This is a genomic window from Thioclava sp. ISO4, from assembly GCF_058105145.1.
In genome coordinates, this window is the sequence record NZ_CM176571.1 from 2,236,165 (window position 1) to 2,252,846 (window position 16,682).

At 66.3% G+C, this 16,682-nt stretch carries 13 protein-coding genes; 1 reads left to right on the top strand and 12 read right to left on the bottom strand.

Annotation, left to right across the window (positions count from 1 at the left end):
• Window positions 1-38: 38 nt before the first annotated feature.
• From AC2TZ7_RS11030 to AC2TZ7_RS11060, 7 genes are all read right to left on the bottom strand, one after another.
• Window positions 39-1,487: an aldehyde dehydrogenase gene (locus AC2TZ7_RS11030; protein ID WP_489864253.1), complete on the bottom strand. Its 1,449-nt coding sequence runs from the start codon at window positions 1,485-1,487 to the stop codon at window positions 39-41.
• A gap of 83 nt (window positions 1,488-1,570) precedes the next feature.
• On the bottom strand, window positions 1,571-2,869 hold the full coding sequence (locus AC2TZ7_RS11035) for a TRAP transporter large permease (protein ID WP_489864254.1): 1,299 nt from the start codon (window positions 2,867-2,869) through the stop codon (window positions 1,571-1,573).
• On the bottom strand, window positions 2,866-3,378 hold the full coding sequence (locus AC2TZ7_RS11040; RefSeq protein WP_489864255.1) for a TRAP transporter small permease: 513 nt from the start codon (window positions 3,376-3,378) through the stop codon (window positions 2,866-2,868). The genes AC2TZ7_RS11035 and AC2TZ7_RS11040 overlap by 4 nt, the downstream gene beginning before the upstream one ends.
• Window positions 3,378-4,367 (bottom strand): TRAP transporter substrate-binding protein, encoded by a 990-nt coding sequence (locus AC2TZ7_RS11045; RefSeq protein WP_489864256.1) that lies wholly within the window; start codon window positions 4,365-4,367, stop codon window positions 3,378-3,380. Before AC2TZ7_RS11045 ends, AC2TZ7_RS11040 begins: the two co-directional genes overlap by 1 nt.
• Before the next feature lie 63 nt (window positions 4,368-4,430).
• Complete coding sequence (locus tag AC2TZ7_RS11050; protein WP_489864257.1) at window positions 4,431-5,606, bottom strand: NAD(P)/FAD-dependent oxidoreductase; 1,176 nt, start codon at window positions 5,604-5,606, stop codon at window positions 4,431-4,433.
• Entirely contained in the window at window positions 5,603-5,926 is a 324-nt protein-coding gene (locus AC2TZ7_RS11055; RefSeq protein ID WP_098410769.1) for a 2Fe-2S iron-sulfur cluster-binding protein, read from the bottom strand. Before AC2TZ7_RS11055 ends, AC2TZ7_RS11050 begins: the two co-directional genes overlap by 4 nt.
• A gap of 40 nt (window positions 5,927-5,966) precedes the next feature.
• Window positions 5,967-7,142: a cytochrome P450 gene (locus AC2TZ7_RS11060; protein ID WP_489864258.1), complete on the bottom strand. Its 1,176-nt coding sequence runs from the start codon at window positions 7,140-7,142 to the stop codon at window positions 5,967-5,969.
• A 103-nt stretch (window positions 7,143-7,245) separates the two neighbouring features.
• On the opposite strand from AC2TZ7_RS11060, the gene AC2TZ7_RS11065 reads away from it, so the two are divergent.
• The gene (locus tag AC2TZ7_RS11065) at window positions 7,246-8,145 is read left to right on the top strand and encodes a LysR family transcriptional regulator (protein WP_489864259.1); all 900 of its coding nucleotides are present in this window, start codon (window positions 7,246-7,248) and stop codon (window positions 8,143-8,145) included.
• 31 nt (window positions 8,146-8,176) lie between these two features.
• Here the strand turns inward: AC2TZ7_RS11065 and AC2TZ7_RS11070 are convergent, their stop codons facing one another.
• From AC2TZ7_RS11070 to torT, 5 genes are all read right to left on the bottom strand, one after another.
• The gene (locus AC2TZ7_RS11070) at window positions 8,177-11,320 is read right to left on the bottom strand and encodes an efflux RND transporter permease subunit (RefSeq protein ID WP_489864260.1); all 3,144 of its coding nucleotides are present in this window, start codon (window positions 11,318-11,320) and stop codon (window positions 8,177-8,179) included.
• Window positions 11,317-12,729 carry an efflux RND transporter periplasmic adaptor subunit gene (locus tag AC2TZ7_RS11075; RefSeq protein WP_489864261.1) on the bottom strand — a complete coding sequence of 471 codons (1,413 nt, stop codon included), beginning with the start codon at window positions 12,727-12,729 and terminating at the stop codon, window positions 11,317-11,319. Before AC2TZ7_RS11075 ends, AC2TZ7_RS11070 begins: the two co-directional genes overlap by 4 nt.
• A gap of 281 nt (window positions 12,730-13,010) precedes the next feature.
• Window positions 13,011-14,018 (bottom strand): ABC transporter permease, encoded by a 1,008-nt coding sequence (locus tag AC2TZ7_RS11080; protein ID WP_255266439.1) that lies wholly within the window; start codon window positions 14,016-14,018, stop codon window positions 13,011-13,013.
• Entirely contained in the window at window positions 14,015-15,541 is a 1,527-nt protein-coding gene (locus AC2TZ7_RS11085) for a sugar ABC transporter ATP-binding protein (protein WP_489864262.1), read from the bottom strand. Before AC2TZ7_RS11085 ends, AC2TZ7_RS11080 begins: the two co-directional genes overlap by 4 nt.
• Window positions 15,542-15,606: 65 nt before the next feature.
• On the bottom strand, window positions 15,607-16,677 hold the full coding sequence (gene torT / locus AC2TZ7_RS11090; protein ID WP_489864263.1) for a TMAO reductase system periplasmic protein TorT: 1,071 nt from the start codon (window positions 16,675-16,677) through the stop codon (window positions 15,607-15,609).
• Between the last annotated feature and the right edge of the window lie 5 nt (window positions 16,678-16,682).

Sequence of the window (16,682 nt, forward strand, 5' to 3'; positions counted from 1 at the left end):
GCCGGCTCCTTGCTGTTTCGATCCTCTGAGAGCCCGGTTCAGATCGGGTAATGCTGTTTCGGGTCCTCGACGGTGATCCAGCGCAGATCGGTAAACTCGGCAATGGCCGCGCGCCCGCCGAACCGCCCGTAGCCCGAGGCCTTGACCCCGCCGAAGGGCATCTGCGGCTCGTCGCCGACGGTCGGGCCGTTGATATGGCAGATCCCGGTCTCGAGCCGGTTGGCCAGCGCCATCGCGCGCGAGACATCGGCGCTGAAGATCGCGCTCGATAGCCCATATTCAGTGTCATTGGCGACTTTCAGCGCCTCTTCGTCGCCCTTCACGCGGATGATCGACTTGACCGGGCCGAAGCTCTCCTCGGCATAGATGCGCATGCTTTCCGAGACCCCGTCGAGCAGCGTCGCCGCAACGATCGTCCCCTCGCGCGACCCGCCCGCGACCAGCTTCGCACCTTTCCCGGTGGCATCGGCGATCAGCGCATCCATCTTCTCGGCCGCCGCTTCAGAGACAAGCGCCCCCAGCGCAACCTCGCCGCGCGGGTCGCCCGCGGGCAGGGCACTGGCGCGCGCGGCGAGCTTTTCGACGAAAGCGTCGGCCACTTTCTCGTCGACGATGATCCGCTCGGTCGACATGCAGATCTGGCCCTGGTTCATGAAGGCGCCGAAAATCGCGGCATTCACCGCCCCGTCGAGATCGGCATCGTCGAGCACGATCAGCGGCGCCTTGCCGCCCAGCTCCAGCAGCGAGGGCTTCAGATGCTCGCCCGCAAGCCGTCCGATGATACGGCCGACGGCGGAAGAGCCGGTGAAGTTCACGTGCTTCACGTCCCGGTGCGCGATCAGCGCCTCGACGACATCGGCCGCGTCTTCGGGGGCGTTGGTCACCACGTTGAGCGCGCCGTCGGGAAGCCCGGCTTCCGCGAAACATTCCCCGATCAGGCGATGCGTCGCGGGGCACATTTCCGAGGCTTTCAGCACCACCGTATTGCCGCAGGCGAGCGCCATCGCGACCGCGCGCGTGCCGAGGATGACGGGCGCATTCCACGGCGCGATGCCGAGGCAGACGCCCTTGGCGCGCGCGACGCCCATCGCCATCGTGCCGGGCTTGTCGGAGGGGATGATCTCGCCGCCGATCTGGGTGGTCATTGCCGCAGCCTCGCGGATCATGCCCGCGGCGAGATGCACGTTGAACCCGGCCCAGGGCCCGGTCGCGCCGGTCTCGGCAATAACCGCCTGAATGAAATCGTCGACGCGCGCGTCCATCACGTCGGCTGCTTTCGACAGGATCTTGCGTCGCCCGTTCGGCCCGGTCGCGGACCAGCCGGGAAAGGCGCGCGCGGCGGAAGCCACGACCGTCTCGACATCGTCACGCCCCGCCGCGGCGGCGCGGGTGGCGACCGCGCCGGTGACCGGATCGATCCGGTCGAAACTCGCGCCCGAAGCGGCGGGGGCGGAGGCCCCGTCCAGCAGCAATCCGATCTCTTTCATGAAATGTCCTCCCTTTGAGTGTTCGCTCTTGCGTGACGCGGCGCGGCGGGTGCCGGATCGGCACCGTTCCAGACCTTTGTGCCTCACATCATCCCGGGCAGCCACAGCGATATTCCGGGCACCGCGACGAGGATTGCAAGGGTCACAAACATCGCGAACCAGAAGGGCAGGACGCCGCGGAAGATCTCGATCAGCGGCACGTTCTGCGCGACCGATTTCACGATGAAGACGTTGATCCCCACCGGGGGCGAGATTAGCCCCATTTCGAGCGTCAGCACCACCAGCACCCCGAACCAGATCGGGTCGATGCCGAGATCGAGGATCACCGGCAGGAAGATCGGCAGGGTCAGCACCAGCATCGCGAGCCCTTCGAGGAAGCAGCCGAGAACCATGTAGATCGCAAGGATCAGGACCAGCGTGCCGATACGTCCCAGATCGAGCGAGACGAGAAGGTCGCTCACCTCGGCGGGCAGGTGGCTCAGCGCCACGAAGGGGTTGATCAGATGCGCCGCGATCAGGATCAGCATGACCGAGGCGGTGGTCACGATGCTGTCCTGCGCGGCGCGCCAGAAGCTGCGCAGGCTCAACGTGCCGCTGAAAGCCCCGATCGCGATCACGAAGGCCGCGCCGACGCCCGCCGCTTCGGTGGGCGAGAACAGGCCCGAATAGATGCCGCCGATGGTCAGCACGATCACCATGAGGATCGGGATCGCACCGAGGAATGCGCGGCCTTTCTCGGCGGCGCTGGTCGCGGGGCCTTTCGGTCCCATCTCGGCGCGCAGCACGCAGAGGATCGCGATGGTCAGGATGAAGGCGCTCAGCAGCAGAAGGCCCGGCAGGATGCCCGCCATGAAGAGCCGCCCGATGCTTTGTTGGGTGAGGATCGCGTAGATCACGAAGCCGGTCGAGGGCGGGATCAGGATGCCCAACGTGCCGCCCGCGGCCACGACCCCGGTCGAGAGGCGCGGGCTATAGGCGTAGCGGTCCATCTCGGCCAGCGCGGTGCGGCCCATCGTCAGCGCCGAGGCGACCGAAGAGCCCGAGAGCGCCGCAAATCCGCCGCAGCCCACGACCGTCGCCAGCGCCAGACCGCCGCGCACCTGGCCCACGGTCGCATAGGCCGCGTCATAGAGCTTGCGGCTCATGCCGGTGACGCTCGCGACATTGCCCATCAGGATGAAGAGCGGCACCACGATCAGCTCGGAATTCGACGCGAGCGAGAAGGTCTCCGACGCCAGAAGCCCGGTCGCGGCCTGCAGCCCGTTCAGGATCCAGATGCCGACGAAGCCCACCGCGAACATCGCGAAGGCCACCGGCACGCGCATCAGGAGCATGCCGAGAAGCAGCGCGAGCCCGACCGATCCGGTGAGAGCGGGGGTCATATTACGTCCCTTTCGGAGTGATGCTCATAGCCGTGGCGCGACATGAGCCGCAGCGCGCGCAGGACCATCGTCAGCGCGCCCACCAGCGAGAGCACGCAAAGCGCATATTGGAACCACGCATTGGGCAGGTTCAGAAGATTGGTCGAGAGGTTGAGCATCTGGCTCAGCTGCGCGCTCTTGTAGACCGTCACCGCGATCAGCACGAAGATCGCGACGCCCAGGAGCGCCGAGAAAATGTCGATCGCGCGGTTGAGGGCAGGGGGGAAGGCGCTCTCGAAGATGTCGACGACGATATGGCCGTCGCGGCGATCGCAAAGCGCCATGCCGCCGAAGACGATCAGCACCATCGTCATCGTGAGCAGGTCCTGCGAGCCGTAAAGCGGCGTGCCGAAATTGCGCCCGATCACGTCGATGACGATCACGGCCACGACGAAGATCAACCCCGTCGTGCCGATGATCGCGGACAGGCCGATCAGCCTGTCCGCCAGTTTCTGCGCGCGCGCGAGCATCACTCGCCCCGCATCGCGGCGAGCGTCGCCTCTCCGCCGACCTTGCTCACATAGGTGTCGGTCACGTCGGCAAGCGCGTCGTCGAAGGGTTTCGAGCCAGCCGCGTCGAGATCGATCACCGTGGTGCTGTCGGAGGCCCGCGCGGCCTCCAGCGCCTTGTTCGCGGTGGCGATCCACGCCTCCTCGGTCATCTTCGAGATCTTCTCGCCCTTCATCGCATCGAGCGCTGCCTTGGCCTTGGGCGACAGCCCGTCATAGGCCGCCTTGTTCATCACCGTGTAGAAGGTGAGACGGCCAAGGTTCGGACCCGTCGTCACGCTGCCCACGACCTCGTTGAGCTTGAAATCCGACAGGATCGAGGCGCCGCTGACCACGCCGTCGATCAACCCGGTTTGCAGCCCGTTATAGACCTGTGTCATCGGGATCTGCACCGGGGTTGCACCAAGCGCCTCCATCGCGGCGGCCGAAATCGACCCGGCGACGCGGATCTTGAGGCCCTTCAGATCGGCAGGCGTGCGCACCTCTTTGTCGCGCATCATCAGGACGTTGGGTTCTGAGCCCCACAGCGCGATCACTTCGGTCTGCGGGTATTCGCCCTTGATCTGATCGAAGCCCTGCCAGAGCGCCTTGTAGCCCGGCGCATCCAGCGGCAGCGCGCCCGGCAGTTCCGCAATCAGGCTTTTCGGGAATTGCGACGAGGTATAGCCCTGAACGCCCCAGCCCATATCGGCGGTGCCTTGCAGCACGCGCACATATTGATCGGCTGGGCCCGCGCCCAGCTCGCCACCGTGATAGCCGCGCAGCGTTACCGCCCCGTCGGTGCCCTCGGAGAGCGCCTTGGCCAGAGGCTCGATCTGGGCCGCGTTGATCGTGTGGGTCGGCGGCGCCCAGTTCGCGTATTTCAGCTCCTGCGCGCCAGCGCCAGTCGCGATGCTCATCGTGGCACCGACCGCGATGGCGGTGGCGACGCTAAGGGTCGTGTGTTTCATGGTCTCTCCTCCCTTTGGACCGTTTGAGCCCCTCCTCCGAGGGCCTGTCGTTCATGTGCCGCGCTAGGCGGCGATCTCCTCCAGATCTGCGCGCGTCACCGGCTCCGGCGACGCGATGAGTTTGCGTGCTCGCATATGGGCCCGCGCGTTGTCGACGGTCTCGATCGCGGCAAGCCCGCGTTCGTCGAACCGGCCCACGATCCCCGCGGCGATCTCCTCCTCCGCCGCATCGGGGGTCGCATAGCCTGCGATCTGCAATTTGCACGTGCCCTGATCCGACCAGAACCATGGCAGCGCGCCGTAAACGTCGGTGTCGCCTTTCGCGATCCGCTTCGCGATGAGCCGCGCGTGATCGGTCGCGGCCTGCACGCTTTCGAGCCGGATATGTCCACGGCCGCGCGGATCGGGGAAGCTCGCGCAGTCGCCGAGCGCCGAAATCGCAGGGTCCGAGGTCAGAAGCCGGGCATCCGTCTTTACCCCATTGTCTATCGCGAGTCCTGCCGCCTCGGCCAGTTCCACATTCGGGCGCACGCCAGCTGCCACCAGCACGAATTCGGCGGCGATCCCGGTCCCGTCGGCCAGCGTCACGCCGGTCGGCTCCACTGCCACGGCAGGCTGGCCCAGATAAAGCGCATTGCCCCAGCCGCGATGCAGGTCGGCGAAATGCTCCGACATCCGCTGCGACACCGCGCGGGCCATCAGGCGCGGGGCGGCCTCGATGACCGCGACCTCATGGCCGAGCTTGCGCGCGACGGCTGCGAATTCCAATCCGATGAAACCGCCGCCGATCACCGCGATGCGGGTCGGCTGGTCGAGTTTCTCGCGCAGGCGCTGCGCGTCGGCCAGCGTGCGCAGGTCGCAGGCATGGGCGATCCCCTCGATCGGCGGGCGCAGGTTGCGCGTCCCGGTCGCGAGGATCAGATGGTCATAGGGCAGGGAGTGTTCGGCCCCGTCGCGCAGGACGCTCAGCCGCTGCGCCACGCGGTCGATCGCCTCCACCCGCGCGCCCGGCAGGTAGTCGATCCGCTTGGTGTCGAAGAAACTCTCGGGGCGCAGGTAGAGCGCTTCGGCCTTGCCGTCCTGCAGATAGACCTTCGAAAGCGGCGGGCGCTGATAGGGCAGGCCCGGCTCGTCGCCGATCAGGGTGATCGCGCCTTCGAAGCCGTTCTGCCGCAGGCTGATCGCCGCCTGCAGACCGCCTTGGCCCGCGCCGATTATCGTGACGCTCTCGGCGGTCAAAACTGTTCCTCGGGCAGATGGACCACGAGCCCGTCAAGCTCGGGCGTCAGCTTGATCTGGCACGATAGGCGAGACCGGTCGGTCACTTCCGAGGCCGCGCCTTCGAGCATGTCCTCCTCGCCGCTGCTGCGCGGTCCGACCCGGTCCGCCCATGCCTCGTCGACATAGCAATGGCAGGTCGCGCACATCATCGAGCCGCCGCATTCGCCGACGATCCCGTCGACATCGTTCGAGACCGCCGCATGCATCACGCTGTCGCCCTCGTCAGCGTCGATATCGGTGCGGGTGCCGTCCTGTGCGACGTAAGTCACTTTAACCATAGAAATTCCTCCTCCTCTCTCCGATCCGCGTGGGGTCGGGTCAGTTCAGCTCCACCGGCAGGTTGATCGGCCCGCGGAACCCGAAGCCGCGCCAGATCACCGCGTCCGGGTCGGGCAGGCGCATATCGGGGAAGCGGTCGAACAGCAGCGGCAGGATGATCTTGCCCACCGTGCGCCGCGCGATATGGGCGCCCGCGCAATGGTGGGGACCGTTGCCGAAGGCCTGATGGGGGTTCTTGTCGCGGAAGACGAAATACTCCTCGCCGTTCTCAAAGATGCTCTCGTCGCGATTGGCCGAGGCCTGGATCGTCATCACCGTATCGCCTTTCGGGATCTCGAAGCCGCCAAGCTCGGTATCCTCTGTCACCAGCCGCGAGCTGGCCTGAATCGGCGCGACCCAGCGCACGCCTTCCTCGAAAGCCTTGCTCCACGCGCCCTCGGCACGGACCTGTTCCAGCTGATCGGGATTGGTCAGCAGCCCGTAAAGGATCGTGGCCAGCGCGTCGCGCGGCTCGTTGATGCCGCCGCCGATCGCGATCTTGATATTGGCCCAGATCTGGCTCATCGGGATCGGGTTCTCGGCATTGAGCATCACCGAATAGGCCGAGCCGTCGGGCTCCGCGATCCGCTTCTCGCGCAGCTCGGTAAAGAGCGCGTCCATCTCGTCATTGGCCTTGTCCGAGATCGCGAAGGGCTCGGGCTGCCAGCCGAAATTCCCCGCCCCGTCGATCAGGTGCTGCGACCAGCGCTGCATTTGCGCGTCGCTGGCCTCGGGGATGCCGAGGACATGGGCGAGGATGCGCGCGGCCAGAGGACCGCACAGCTCTGAGAACAGATCGACCGTCTCGCCACGCGGCAGCCGTCCGACATATTCCTCGGCGAATTTCTGGTAGAGCGGCCCCCAGTCCGACTGGATTTTCTTGGGCGTCAGCGCCGGCGCGATCGCCATGCGCTCGCGCAGATGCTCCTCGCCATCCTTGCGCATCAGGGTATGCGCCCGGAAGGCGGGCTTCATCGGCGTGTTGGGATCGTCGCTGCTGAACAGCGTCGGATTGTCCTTCACCTGCTTGGTCAGCTCTGCCGTCGTCAGGAATGTGCGCCCGGCAGAGGCGACCCGCAGAACCGGGCTTTCAGCGCGTAATCTGCGATAGATCGGATAGGGATCCGTCGTCAGTTGCGCGAGCGTAATCTCCTCGTCCAGCGGTGCGAGCGCCATAGTTTCCTCCCGAAATCTCCTCCGGGGTCCTGACTAAAGGCCGCAGCAACTTGTAACAATAAGATGAACTTAGTATATATCATCAAATAATTTGATGGGCCTCATGTCACAATCAACCACGTTCACCGGCAGGATCGATATCGCCGCGCTCGAGACGCTGCGGCTCGTGCATGAATTGGGCTCTTTCACGGCGGCGGCCGAAAAGCTCGACGTGAACCAGTCGGCGGTGAGCTACACGATCGCCAAGCTGCGCAACTATTTTCAGGACCCGCTCTTCGTGCGCGAGGGCGGGCGGCAGGTCTCGACGGAGCGCTGCGAACATATCCTCCAGCAGGTGATCGAGATTCTCGAGAAGCTCGACGATATCGCGCAGCCGGAGGATTTCGATCCCGCGCAGTCGCGCGCCAAGGTCACGATCGCCTGCAACTATTACGAGCGCATCCTGATGATCCCGAAGATCGTCTCGGCCCTGCGCAAACAGGCGCCGCATCTCGAGGTCGGGGTGGTGAATGCGTTGGGCGACGGCCATCTGCGGCTTCTGCGACGCGAGGCCGATGTTCTGGTCGGACCTTTCGCGCGCGGCGAGTCCGGATTCCATTCGCGCAGGCTCTATACCGAGGAATATGCCTGTTTCATGGATCCGGGGCATCCGATGGCGGGGCGGGCGCTCGATGTGGACAGCTACCTTGCGCTCAACCATGTCTACATCAATTACGGCGGCGGCTGGAAATCGGCCTATATCCATGAACTCGAAGCCGCAGGCCATTCGCTGCGGCCGACGATCACGGTGCCAAGCCCGGCCGGGCTGGCCTCGCTGCTTGCCCAGTCGAACCTTGTCGCGACGATGCCCATTCGCCTCGGCAAGACGATGGAGGGGCTCGTGCTCAACGAAAGCCCGTTTCCCGGTCCGTTCGACCTGTCGGTCGTCTGGACCGCGCGCAAGAACGACTCCGCCATCCATCGCTGGCTGCGCGAGGTGATCGTCGAGACCTGCCGCGGATAGGACCGCCGCGCCGCCCCGGCGCGGGCGGGCCTCAGACGCGCATGGCGTCGGCGGGGTGCTCGACTGAGGGGGCCGTCTCCTCGGGCTCGGGCTCGGCGGTGCGGATGCCGAAATCTTCGAGCACGGCGAGGATCGCCGGGGTCACGAAGAGCGACAGCACCGTCGCCGCGCTCAGACCGAAGGCGAGGCTCGCCACGATCGGGCGCAGGAATTGCGCCTGCGTCGAGGTCTCCAGCAGGAGCGGGCCAAGCCCGACCACCGTCGTCAGCGAGGTCAGGAAGATCGCGCGGAAGCGGTCGCGCACGGCCTCCTTTCCGGCCTCGAGCATCGGAGTTCCGGTCGCACGCCGCTCTCCGATGAAGGCGTCGAGCAGGATCGCATCGTTCACCACCACGCCCGCCAGCGTCGCCAGCCCCACGAGGCTCGGCAGCGAGAGCGGCAGGCCAAGCAGCACATGCCCCCACATCACTCCGATCAGGCTGAGCGGGATCGTAGCGATCACCGCGATGGGGCGGATGAAGCTGCCCATGTAGAAGGCCAGCAACAGGTAGACCCCGAGCGCGCCCGTCGTCATGAAGCGCGCAAGCGAGGCGCCGGTGGTCGCGGTGTCCTGTTCCTCGCCCAGAACCTGCACCTTCACGTCGGGACGCTTTTGCGCAAGTTCGGGCAGGTAATCCGCCCGCATCGCCGCCATCAGCTCGCGCGAATTGGCCCGCGTCGGGTCGATCGTGCCCTGCACCGAGACCGCGCGCTGCCCGTTCACATGGGTGATCGTGGTGTAACCGCGCGTCTCGCTGACCGTCGCCACTGCAGACAGAGGCACCAGCGCGCCGTTCTTGCCGGGCACCCGCAGCGCCAGAACATCGCCGATAGCGCGCCGCTCGGAGGGCGCGAGCCGGGCCACGATATCGACCTGACCGCTCGCATCGGCAAAGCTGACGGCACTGTCGCCCCGGAAGGCCGCGCGCAGCTCACCCGCCAGCGCGGCAGGCGTCACACCCAGGAGGTTGGCGACCGCCGGTTTCATCCGCACCACCAGCTCGGGCTTGCCCGGCTGCAGATCGAAGGTCACGTCACGCACCCCGTCGAAGCCGCGGAAGAAGCGGCGCAGCTCGCGCGCGGTGGTCGCCAGATCGGCAAGATCCGGGCCGGTCACCAGCAGGTCGATCGGTTTGCCACCCGCGCCGCGCTCCTTGTCGGTGATCCGGAAGGCGGCCATGTCGGGCATCTTGCCGACCAACTGCTTCCAGCGATCGAGCACCGTGCCGACCTCGGTGGTGCGGGTCCCTGCAGGCAGCAGCGAGGCGCTCACCGTGGCCATGTTCGGCCCCGTGGTCGGGCTGTCGGCATTGCTGCCATAGGTGATCGTGTAGCTTCTGACGAGGGGCTGGCCGTCCGGCTGAGCGGGGCTCAGCTCGGCATCCATCTCCTTGAGCGCCTTGACGACCTTGCTCACCCGCGCCTCGGTCAGCGAGAGCGGCGCGCCCGCGGGCAGCAGAAGCCGCGCCTCGACCGTGTCGCTCTCCAGCGTCGGGAAGCTCTGGTATTTCAGGAAGCCCCCGGTGAAGGGCGCGACCGAGAGCGCCACGACAAAGATCGCGAGCCCCAGCGTCAGGTAGCGCCAGCGCAGCGCGACCCCGGCAAGCGGCACGATGACACGGTCGCGCAGCCGCTCGAACGCGCCGTTGACCGCGCGTTGCACGGGGCCGGGGCGCATGTCGTGTTTGAGCGAGTGGCGCATATGGGCGGGCAGGATCAGGAAGGCCTCAATCAGGCTGACCGTCAGCGTGATCAGCAGCACGATCGGAATGTATTTCAGCAGCGCGCCGATATTGCCGGTCAGGAAACTGAGCGGCCCGATCACCATCGCCGTGGTCAAGAAAGACGCCAGAACGCCGGGAAAGACCTGCATGGTGCCTTTGACGGCGGCGACACGGGCGGGCTCTCCCGATTGTCGCCTGCGCACGATGTTTTCCGAGATCACGATCGCATCGTCCATCAACAGACCCGTGGCGACCAACAGCGCCACCATCGTCATCATGTTGATCGTGTAGCCCAGCATCTGCATCGCGAAGATCGCGCCGAGGAAGCTGATCGGCAGGCCCATCGCGACCCAGAAGGACATGCGTAGCCCGAAGAACAGCCACATCGCGACGAGCACGAGGATCAGGCCCTGCAGCCCGTTGACCCCGATGATGCGCAGGCGTTCGACGATGTTGCGCGTGGAATCCGCCGAGATCGCGAGCTGGATATTGCCCGGCGCCTCGGCCTGCGCCTGTGCCATTTCGCGGTCGAGCGCGGCCCGCACCCGCAGCGCATCCTGCGAGGCGGTCTTCTGTACGGTGACGATGGCGGCGCGCTTGCCGTCGAAATAGGTGGCCTGCGAGGGGTCGGCGAAGCCTTCGCGGATCTTGGCGACATCGCCCAGGCGCACCTCGCCGCCCGCGGCACTTCCCGCAATCGGGATCTGCGCCAGCTCGGCGGGCGTGCGTTTTTCGCCGAGGAAGCGCAGCGCCACTTCGCCAGACCGCCCCTCGATCGAGCCTGCGGGCATATCGAGGCTGTAGCGCGCCAGCGTCGCGCCCACGGAACTCAGGTTAAGCCCGAAGCGCTCCAGCGCGGCGCGGTCGAACTCAATGGCGATCTCGCGGTCGGAAAAGCCGTTCACCGAGACCAGCGAGATCGCGGGATCGGCGCGCAGCTGATCGGCGAAGCTCTGGGCATAGGCGTAGAGCACCGCCGGATCGTCCGGCCCGGTCACCGCCACCGACGAGACCGAGGCGGTGCGCTCGACGATCTGCACCACCGGATCGTCGGCCTTGTCGGGGAAGGAATTGATCCCGTCCACCGCATCCTTGATGTCGTTGTAGAAGCGCGTCATGTCCGCGCCCTCGATCATCTCGGCGGTGATCTGGGCGCTGTTGTCGCGCGCAAGGCAGGTCAGTTTCGCAAGGTTCTCGACCCGCGTCAGGACCGGATCGGTCACGGTGCAGATGCCGGTCTCGACCTCCGAAGGCGCGGCGCCGGGATAGGTGATGCGGACCGAGACATCCGAGGGCGGCGTCGCCGGGAAGGTGTCGCGCTGCAGGCTCGGCAGCGCCATCAGCCCGAGGCCCGCAATCGCGATCATCGCGATATTGGCCGCCGTGCGATGACCAGCAAAAAGCGCGATCATTGCGCATCTCCCGCGGGCTTGGTGGCGCTGTCTCCGCTCGGTGCGGCGTCGCCTTCGGGCGCGGTGCCCTTGCCGCCGCCGCCACCTCCGCCACCGCCACCGCTGCCCGGTTGCGGGCTGGTGGCCGTCTGGCCAAGCGCCTCGGCGGCGATCTCGGCCTTGCGCGCCTCATCCTCGGCCGCCTTGACCGTCATGCCCGGCACGGCGATGGAGGGATCGGTGACGACCAGCTTGTCGCCCGCCTTGAGGCCCTGCGCAATCACCGCCAGATCGCCGGAGACGAAGCTGGTCTTCACCGCGCGCTTCTCCAGCGTGCCATCCTCGGACACCACCATCGCGGTGCCGCCCGCGACCGCCTCGGCGGGCACGACGAGCAGGCTCTGCTTCGGCGCGGCGAGTTCCACCGCGACGACCATGTTGCGCCGCAGGGGCGGGCGCTCGCCCGCCTGTGCCTGACCCAGCGGATCGTCGACCCGCACCACGACGGGCGCGCTTTGCGTGGTCTCGTCAATCGCCTCGCCCATCCGCTCGACCTTGGCCTTCCAGACAATGGGGTGCTCGGGCTCGGGCAGGGTGACGCGCGCCTTTAGATCGGTGACCTCGGTGCCGTCGCCCGCGAGCCGGAGCAGGGGGCCCATCCGCCCGATCGGGAATTGCGCAGAAATATCGACCGCCGCGACGCCTTCGCCACTCAGCAGAACCTGACCGCGATTGACATATTGGCCGAGATCCGCGTCGAGCGCGTTCACCCGCAGCTCAAAGGGCGCGGTGATCGTCGACAGCCCGATCGAGCGGTCGATCGTCGCCGCCTGCGTATCGAGCACCTCGCGTTCGGCCTCGTTCAGCTTCAGCTGGCTTTCGAGATCGGTCACCTTGGTCTGCGCGGTCAGCTGCTGGCGGCGCGCCGCGTCGAGCTGGGGCTGGGTGATCCGGCCCAGATCGTGCAGCGTCTTCTGGCGGTCGAGCTCGTCCTGGGCGAGCGCGAGATCGGACCGCGCGAGTTCAAGGCTCGTGCGCACCGTCTCATCCTTGACCTTGGAGGCCGCGACCTGCGCCTCGAGACTGGCGCGCTGCAACTTCAGATCGCTGTCGTCGATGGTGAAAAGCGGCGTGTCCTTGGCCACGATATCGCCCGGCGCGAGCGGCTTGGCGATGTCGCGGATTTCCCCCTCGATCCGGGCGACGGCGCGCCATTCGCGCACCGGCGCGACCGTGCCATAGCCGGTGACGCGCGGGATCATCTCGATCGGGGCGAGCGTGATCACCCGCACCAGCGCAGCGGGGCGGTTCGCCTCGTTCGGGCTGGGCAGAGATTTCAGATCGCCCGCGAAAACGATCGCGGCAACACCGAGTGCGGTCGGAACCGCCACCATCGCGAGCCGTGCGAGGCCCGTTCCAATTCCAACCATGACGTCCCTCTTCGCGCATGTCTTTTGACTACTTTTGCAAACCTGAGCGCCGGTAGCTAGCGCAAATGTGACGCAGGGGGGATCGCGCCCATATGCGGCGAACTTTGTTGGCTTTCAGTGTTTTCCGGGAAGACGGCTTCGCACGGGGGGGGGGGCGCTCTGGCGCAGGCGTTCTGCGGGCGCCTGCTTGGCGTGCGTCGATCATGGTTTGGGAAAGGGCCGCCGAGGCGGAAAAGGAAAAACCGGGCGCGCAGGACGCGCACCCGGCGGGGCAAGGCGGTTTAGCCTTTCACGATCATCCGGTAGCGCAGCTGGTCGAAGATCACCGCGAAGATGAGCAACAGGCCGATGAGAACCATCTGCATGTAGGAGCTGACCTGCGCGAGGTTCATCCCGTTTTGCATCAGGATGATGAAGAACGCGCCGAGCACGACATTCTCCACCCGGCCGATCCCGCCGCGCAGCGAGACCCCGGCGATGACGCAGGCCGCGATGCTCTCCATTGCGATCGTGCCGCCAAGGTTCGCATCGCCGCTCTCGACGCGCGCGGTCAGCAGCAGGCCGGTCAGGGCCGCGATCACGGCGCAAAGCCCATAGACGAGGATCAGTGTGCCGCGGGTGTTGATCGCCGACAGATGCGCCGCCTTGATGTTGCCGCCGACGGCATAGATCCGGGCGCCGACGCGGGTGCGCGCCATCAGCACCCACATCACGATGATGGCGATCACGGCGATCACCACGGGCACGGGAACTCCGAACACCCGACCGAAGCCGAACGTGTCGCCAAAGGCGAAGGGCAGGCCCGAGACCGGCACGCCCCCGGTCAGGAACAGCGCAAGCCCGGTGCCGACAGACGAGACACCCAGCGTCATGATGAAGGGCGAGACGTCGAACAGCGCGACGCCGATCCCGTTCACCGCGCCCACGATCAGCGCGACCGCGAAGCCTGCGAAGGCGCCGATCAGGATCACGAGCCAGATCGCATCGGGGAAGATCTGCGCGGCCCATGTCATCGCCAGCGCCGAGACGACGGAGCTGAGCGCGATCACCGTGCCCACCGAAAGGTCGAAGCCCCCCGAGATCAGCACCAGCATCTGGCCCAGCGACACGAGCACCAGATAGACCGATTGCCGTGCCACGTTGATCAAGTTCTGCGGCGACAGGAAGTTCGGCGCGGCGAGGGTGAAGATCACGACGGCCGCGATGAGGAAGAACGGCAGCACGCCGAGCTTGATGAAGATACGCAGCGGCAGCGCCGCCAGCGAAGGCTTGGAATTGGCCTGCATCATGCGGGGCTTCCTTCTGTGTCTTGGAGTGTCAGTTGGGAGGCGCCGGGCTGGTCGAAGAAATAGCGAAGGACGATGTCCTCGCGCAGATCCTCGCGCGGCAGCTCGGCGGTGATCTTGCCATTGGCGAGCACGATGGCGCGGTGGGCGAGGTTCATCACCTCAGGCAGGTCCGACGAGATCACCACCACGGCCTTTCCGGCCTCGGCCAGTTCCGCGATCAGCCGGTAGAGCGCCGCGCGGGTACCCATGTCGACGCCCACGGTCGGCTCGTCGAAGATGTAGAGATCGGCCTCATGCCCGAAAGCCTTGCCGAACAGAACCTTCTGTTGATTGCCGCCCGAGAGCTTGCCGACGACACGCGCGCGGTAGCTTTCGTGCAGTTCGACATGGCCGAAGATTTCGCCCGCGCGGGTGCTCAGCTGACGCGAGCGCAGCAGTGGGCCGCCCTCGGCCATCAGGTCCATCACCAGATTGCCGCGCGGCGTCTCGGCGAGGATCAGGCCCTCGTGCTTGCGGTCGGGCGAGAGATACCACGCGCCCGCTTTCACCAGCTTGCGGGTCTGCGCGCCGGTGACGTCCCGGCCCTTGAAGCGCACTTGTCCGGCATGGGTCGGGTTGAGCCCCATCACCGATCGGAACAGCCGCGATTTACCCGAGCCCACGAGGCCCGCGACGCCCAGAACCTCGCCCCGGCGCACCTCGAAGGAGGCGTGATCTATGCCGGGGGCGCTGAGGTTTTGCACGTCGAGGACGACTTCGCCGGGCTTATGGGCGATCGTCGGGTAGATGTCGCGGATCTCGCGCCCGGCCATCATGTCCACGAGAGATTGCTCGGTCATCTCGGCCATCGGCGCGGTGCCGATATGCGCGCCGTCGCGCAGCACGGTGACGCGCTCGGCGATGCGCTCGAATTCGTGCACGCGATGCGAGATATAGATGATCCCCACGCCCTCGGATTTGAGCCGCCCGATCACCTCGAACAGCTGATCGACCTCGCGATCGGTCAGCGAGGCGGTGGGCTCGTCGAGGATAAGGACCGACAGATCGCCCTGCATCGCCTTGGCGATCTCGACCATCTGCTGTTGCGCCCGCGACAGGCGCGCCACGGTCAGGTCCGGGTCGATGTCGAAGTTCAGATCGGTCAGAATCTGCTTTGCCCGCTGGCGCATCGCGCGCGGCGACAGGAAGGGGCCGACGCCGGGCTCGTGGCCCAGAAACATGTTCTGCGCCACGCTCATCGTCGGGATCAGCGAGAATTCTTGAAAAACGGTATGGATGCCTTTGGCCTGCGCATCGGCCACCGAGGCGAACTGGACCGGCCCGCCGCGCATCTCGATCGTGCCGGAGGTCGGGGTGTTGGCGCCCGCCAGCAGCGAGATCATCGTCGATTTCCCCGCGCCGTTCTCACCGAACAGCACATGCAGCTCACCCGCATAGAGGTCGAAATCGACGGCATCGAGGGCGAGGACGCCCGGATAGGCCTTGCTCAGCCCATGCGCCTGTAGAAGCGGTTTGCTCGTCATTTGCTGTCTCCCAGGGCAGGAATTGGCGGCGCCGGCGGAAGGGGGAGGGCCGGCGCCGCGCTTCGTCAGTTCACCGAGAAGACCGGCTGGAAGCCGTCCGGGGGCAGCACCGCGGAACGCGGCGTGTCTTCGATATTGTCCTTGGTGATGACGAAGATCTTCGGACCGACATGCTTCACGTAGTCCTTGCCTTCGAGGATCCGCACCGCCTGATCGACCGCGATCCGGCCCTGGATCACCATCGAGTCTGCCGGGGCCGCCTCGATGAAGCCGCGCTGGATGCCGCTATAGACGCCGGGCGTCAGGTAGAAGGCGAGGTTGCCGACCTTGTCGGTCAGGCCGCGCTCGCGCAGCAGGCCCTGTGCCACTTCCGCGGTCACTGCGGTGCCCGCGATGTAGCTCACTTCCGGGTTCGCCTGCAGCACGTCTTCGACGAGCTTGAGCTGGGCTTCCTTGCCGGTATCGCCATAGCGCGGCTCGAGCACTTTGACGGCCGAACCCTTCACGGCTTCCATGAAGCCCTTGTTCGCGGCTTCGACCCAGCCTGCGCCTGCCGGGCCCGGGAACCAGCCGACGGTCACTTCGTCGCTGCCCTCGGGGTGCTTCTGCGCGAGGTAGGCACCGATTTCGCGACCCATCGTCTCGAAGGAGACGAGCGACTTGGCCGCGAGGTCGGGCGAGGACATGCCGTTGACGAGGTCGATGACCGGGATGTCCTTGTCGGCCAGTTCCTTCACGACCGAGTTCAGACCGTCATAGGAGATCGCCCCGATGATGACCGCCTGCGCGCCACCGGCGGCACAGTCCTCGATCTGGCTGATCTGCTTGGCGAGGTTGGTGTAGCCACCGGCCTCGACGACGTTCAGGCTGACGCCTTCGCGCTTGGCCTCTTCGGTCACGCCGTAATCGACGCCCAGCCAATAGGCGTCTTTCATATGCGGGAAGGAGACGCAGATCTTGTAATCCTTGTCGGCCTTGGCCAGCGCCTCATATTCGATGGGCTGGGCGGTGCCGTCGGCGGAGAAGGCCGGGACGACCTCTTCGGCGGGGTAGGGGAACCACGCATCCTCGGCCATGGCCGGGAACGCGGCACACGTAGCGCCCAGAAGCGCGACGGATGTCAGGACATGTTTCATTGTTC

Excerpts from the sequence above, each read along its gene's own strand:
- AC2TZ7_RS11045 (WP_489864256.1), bottom strand. The coding sequence starts at position 4,367 with ATGAAACACACGACCCTTAGCGTCGCCACCGCCATCGCGGTCGGTGCC.
- AC2TZ7_RS11075 (WP_489864261.1), bottom strand. The coding sequence starts at position 12,729 with ATGGTTGGAATTGGAACGGGCCTCGCACGGCTCGCGATGGTGGCGGTT.
- AC2TZ7_RS11030 (WP_489864253.1), bottom strand. The coding sequence starts at position 1,487 with ATGAAAGAGATCGGATTGCTGCTGGACGGGGCCTCCGCCCCCGCCGCT.
- AC2TZ7_RS11040 (WP_489864255.1), bottom strand. The coding sequence starts at position 3,378 with ATGCTCGCGCGCGCGCAGAAACTGGCGGACAGGCTGATCGGCCTGTCC.
- AC2TZ7_RS11060 (WP_489864258.1), bottom strand. The coding sequence starts at position 7,142 with ATGGCGCTCGCACCGCTGGACGAGGAGATTACGCTCGCGCAACTGACG.
- AC2TZ7_RS11035 (WP_489864254.1), bottom strand. The coding sequence starts at position 2,869 with ATGACCCCCGCTCTCACCGGATCGGTCGGGCTCGCGCTGCTTCTCGGC.
- torT (WP_489864263.1), bottom strand. The coding sequence starts at position 16,677 with ATGAAACATGTCCTGACATCCGTCGCGCTTCTGGGCGCTACGTGTGCC.
- AC2TZ7_RS11070 (WP_489864260.1), bottom strand. The coding sequence starts at position 11,320 with ATGATCGCGCTTTTTGCTGGTCATCGCACGGCGGCCAATATCGCGATG.
- AC2TZ7_RS11085 (WP_489864262.1), bottom strand. The coding sequence starts at position 15,541 with ATGACGAGCAAACCGCTTCTACAGGCGCATGGGCTGAGCAAGGCCTAT.
- AC2TZ7_RS11080 (WP_255266439.1), bottom strand. The coding sequence starts at position 14,018 with ATGATGCAGGCCAATTCCAAGCCTTCGCTGGCGGCGCTGCCGCTGCGT.
- AC2TZ7_RS11055 (WP_098410769.1), bottom strand. The coding sequence starts at position 5,926 with ATGGTTAAAGTGACTTACGTCGCACAGGACGGCACCCGCACCGATATC.
- AC2TZ7_RS11065 (WP_489864259.1), top strand. The coding sequence starts at position 7,246 with ATGTCACAATCAACCACGTTCACCGGCAGGATCGATATCGCCGCGCTC.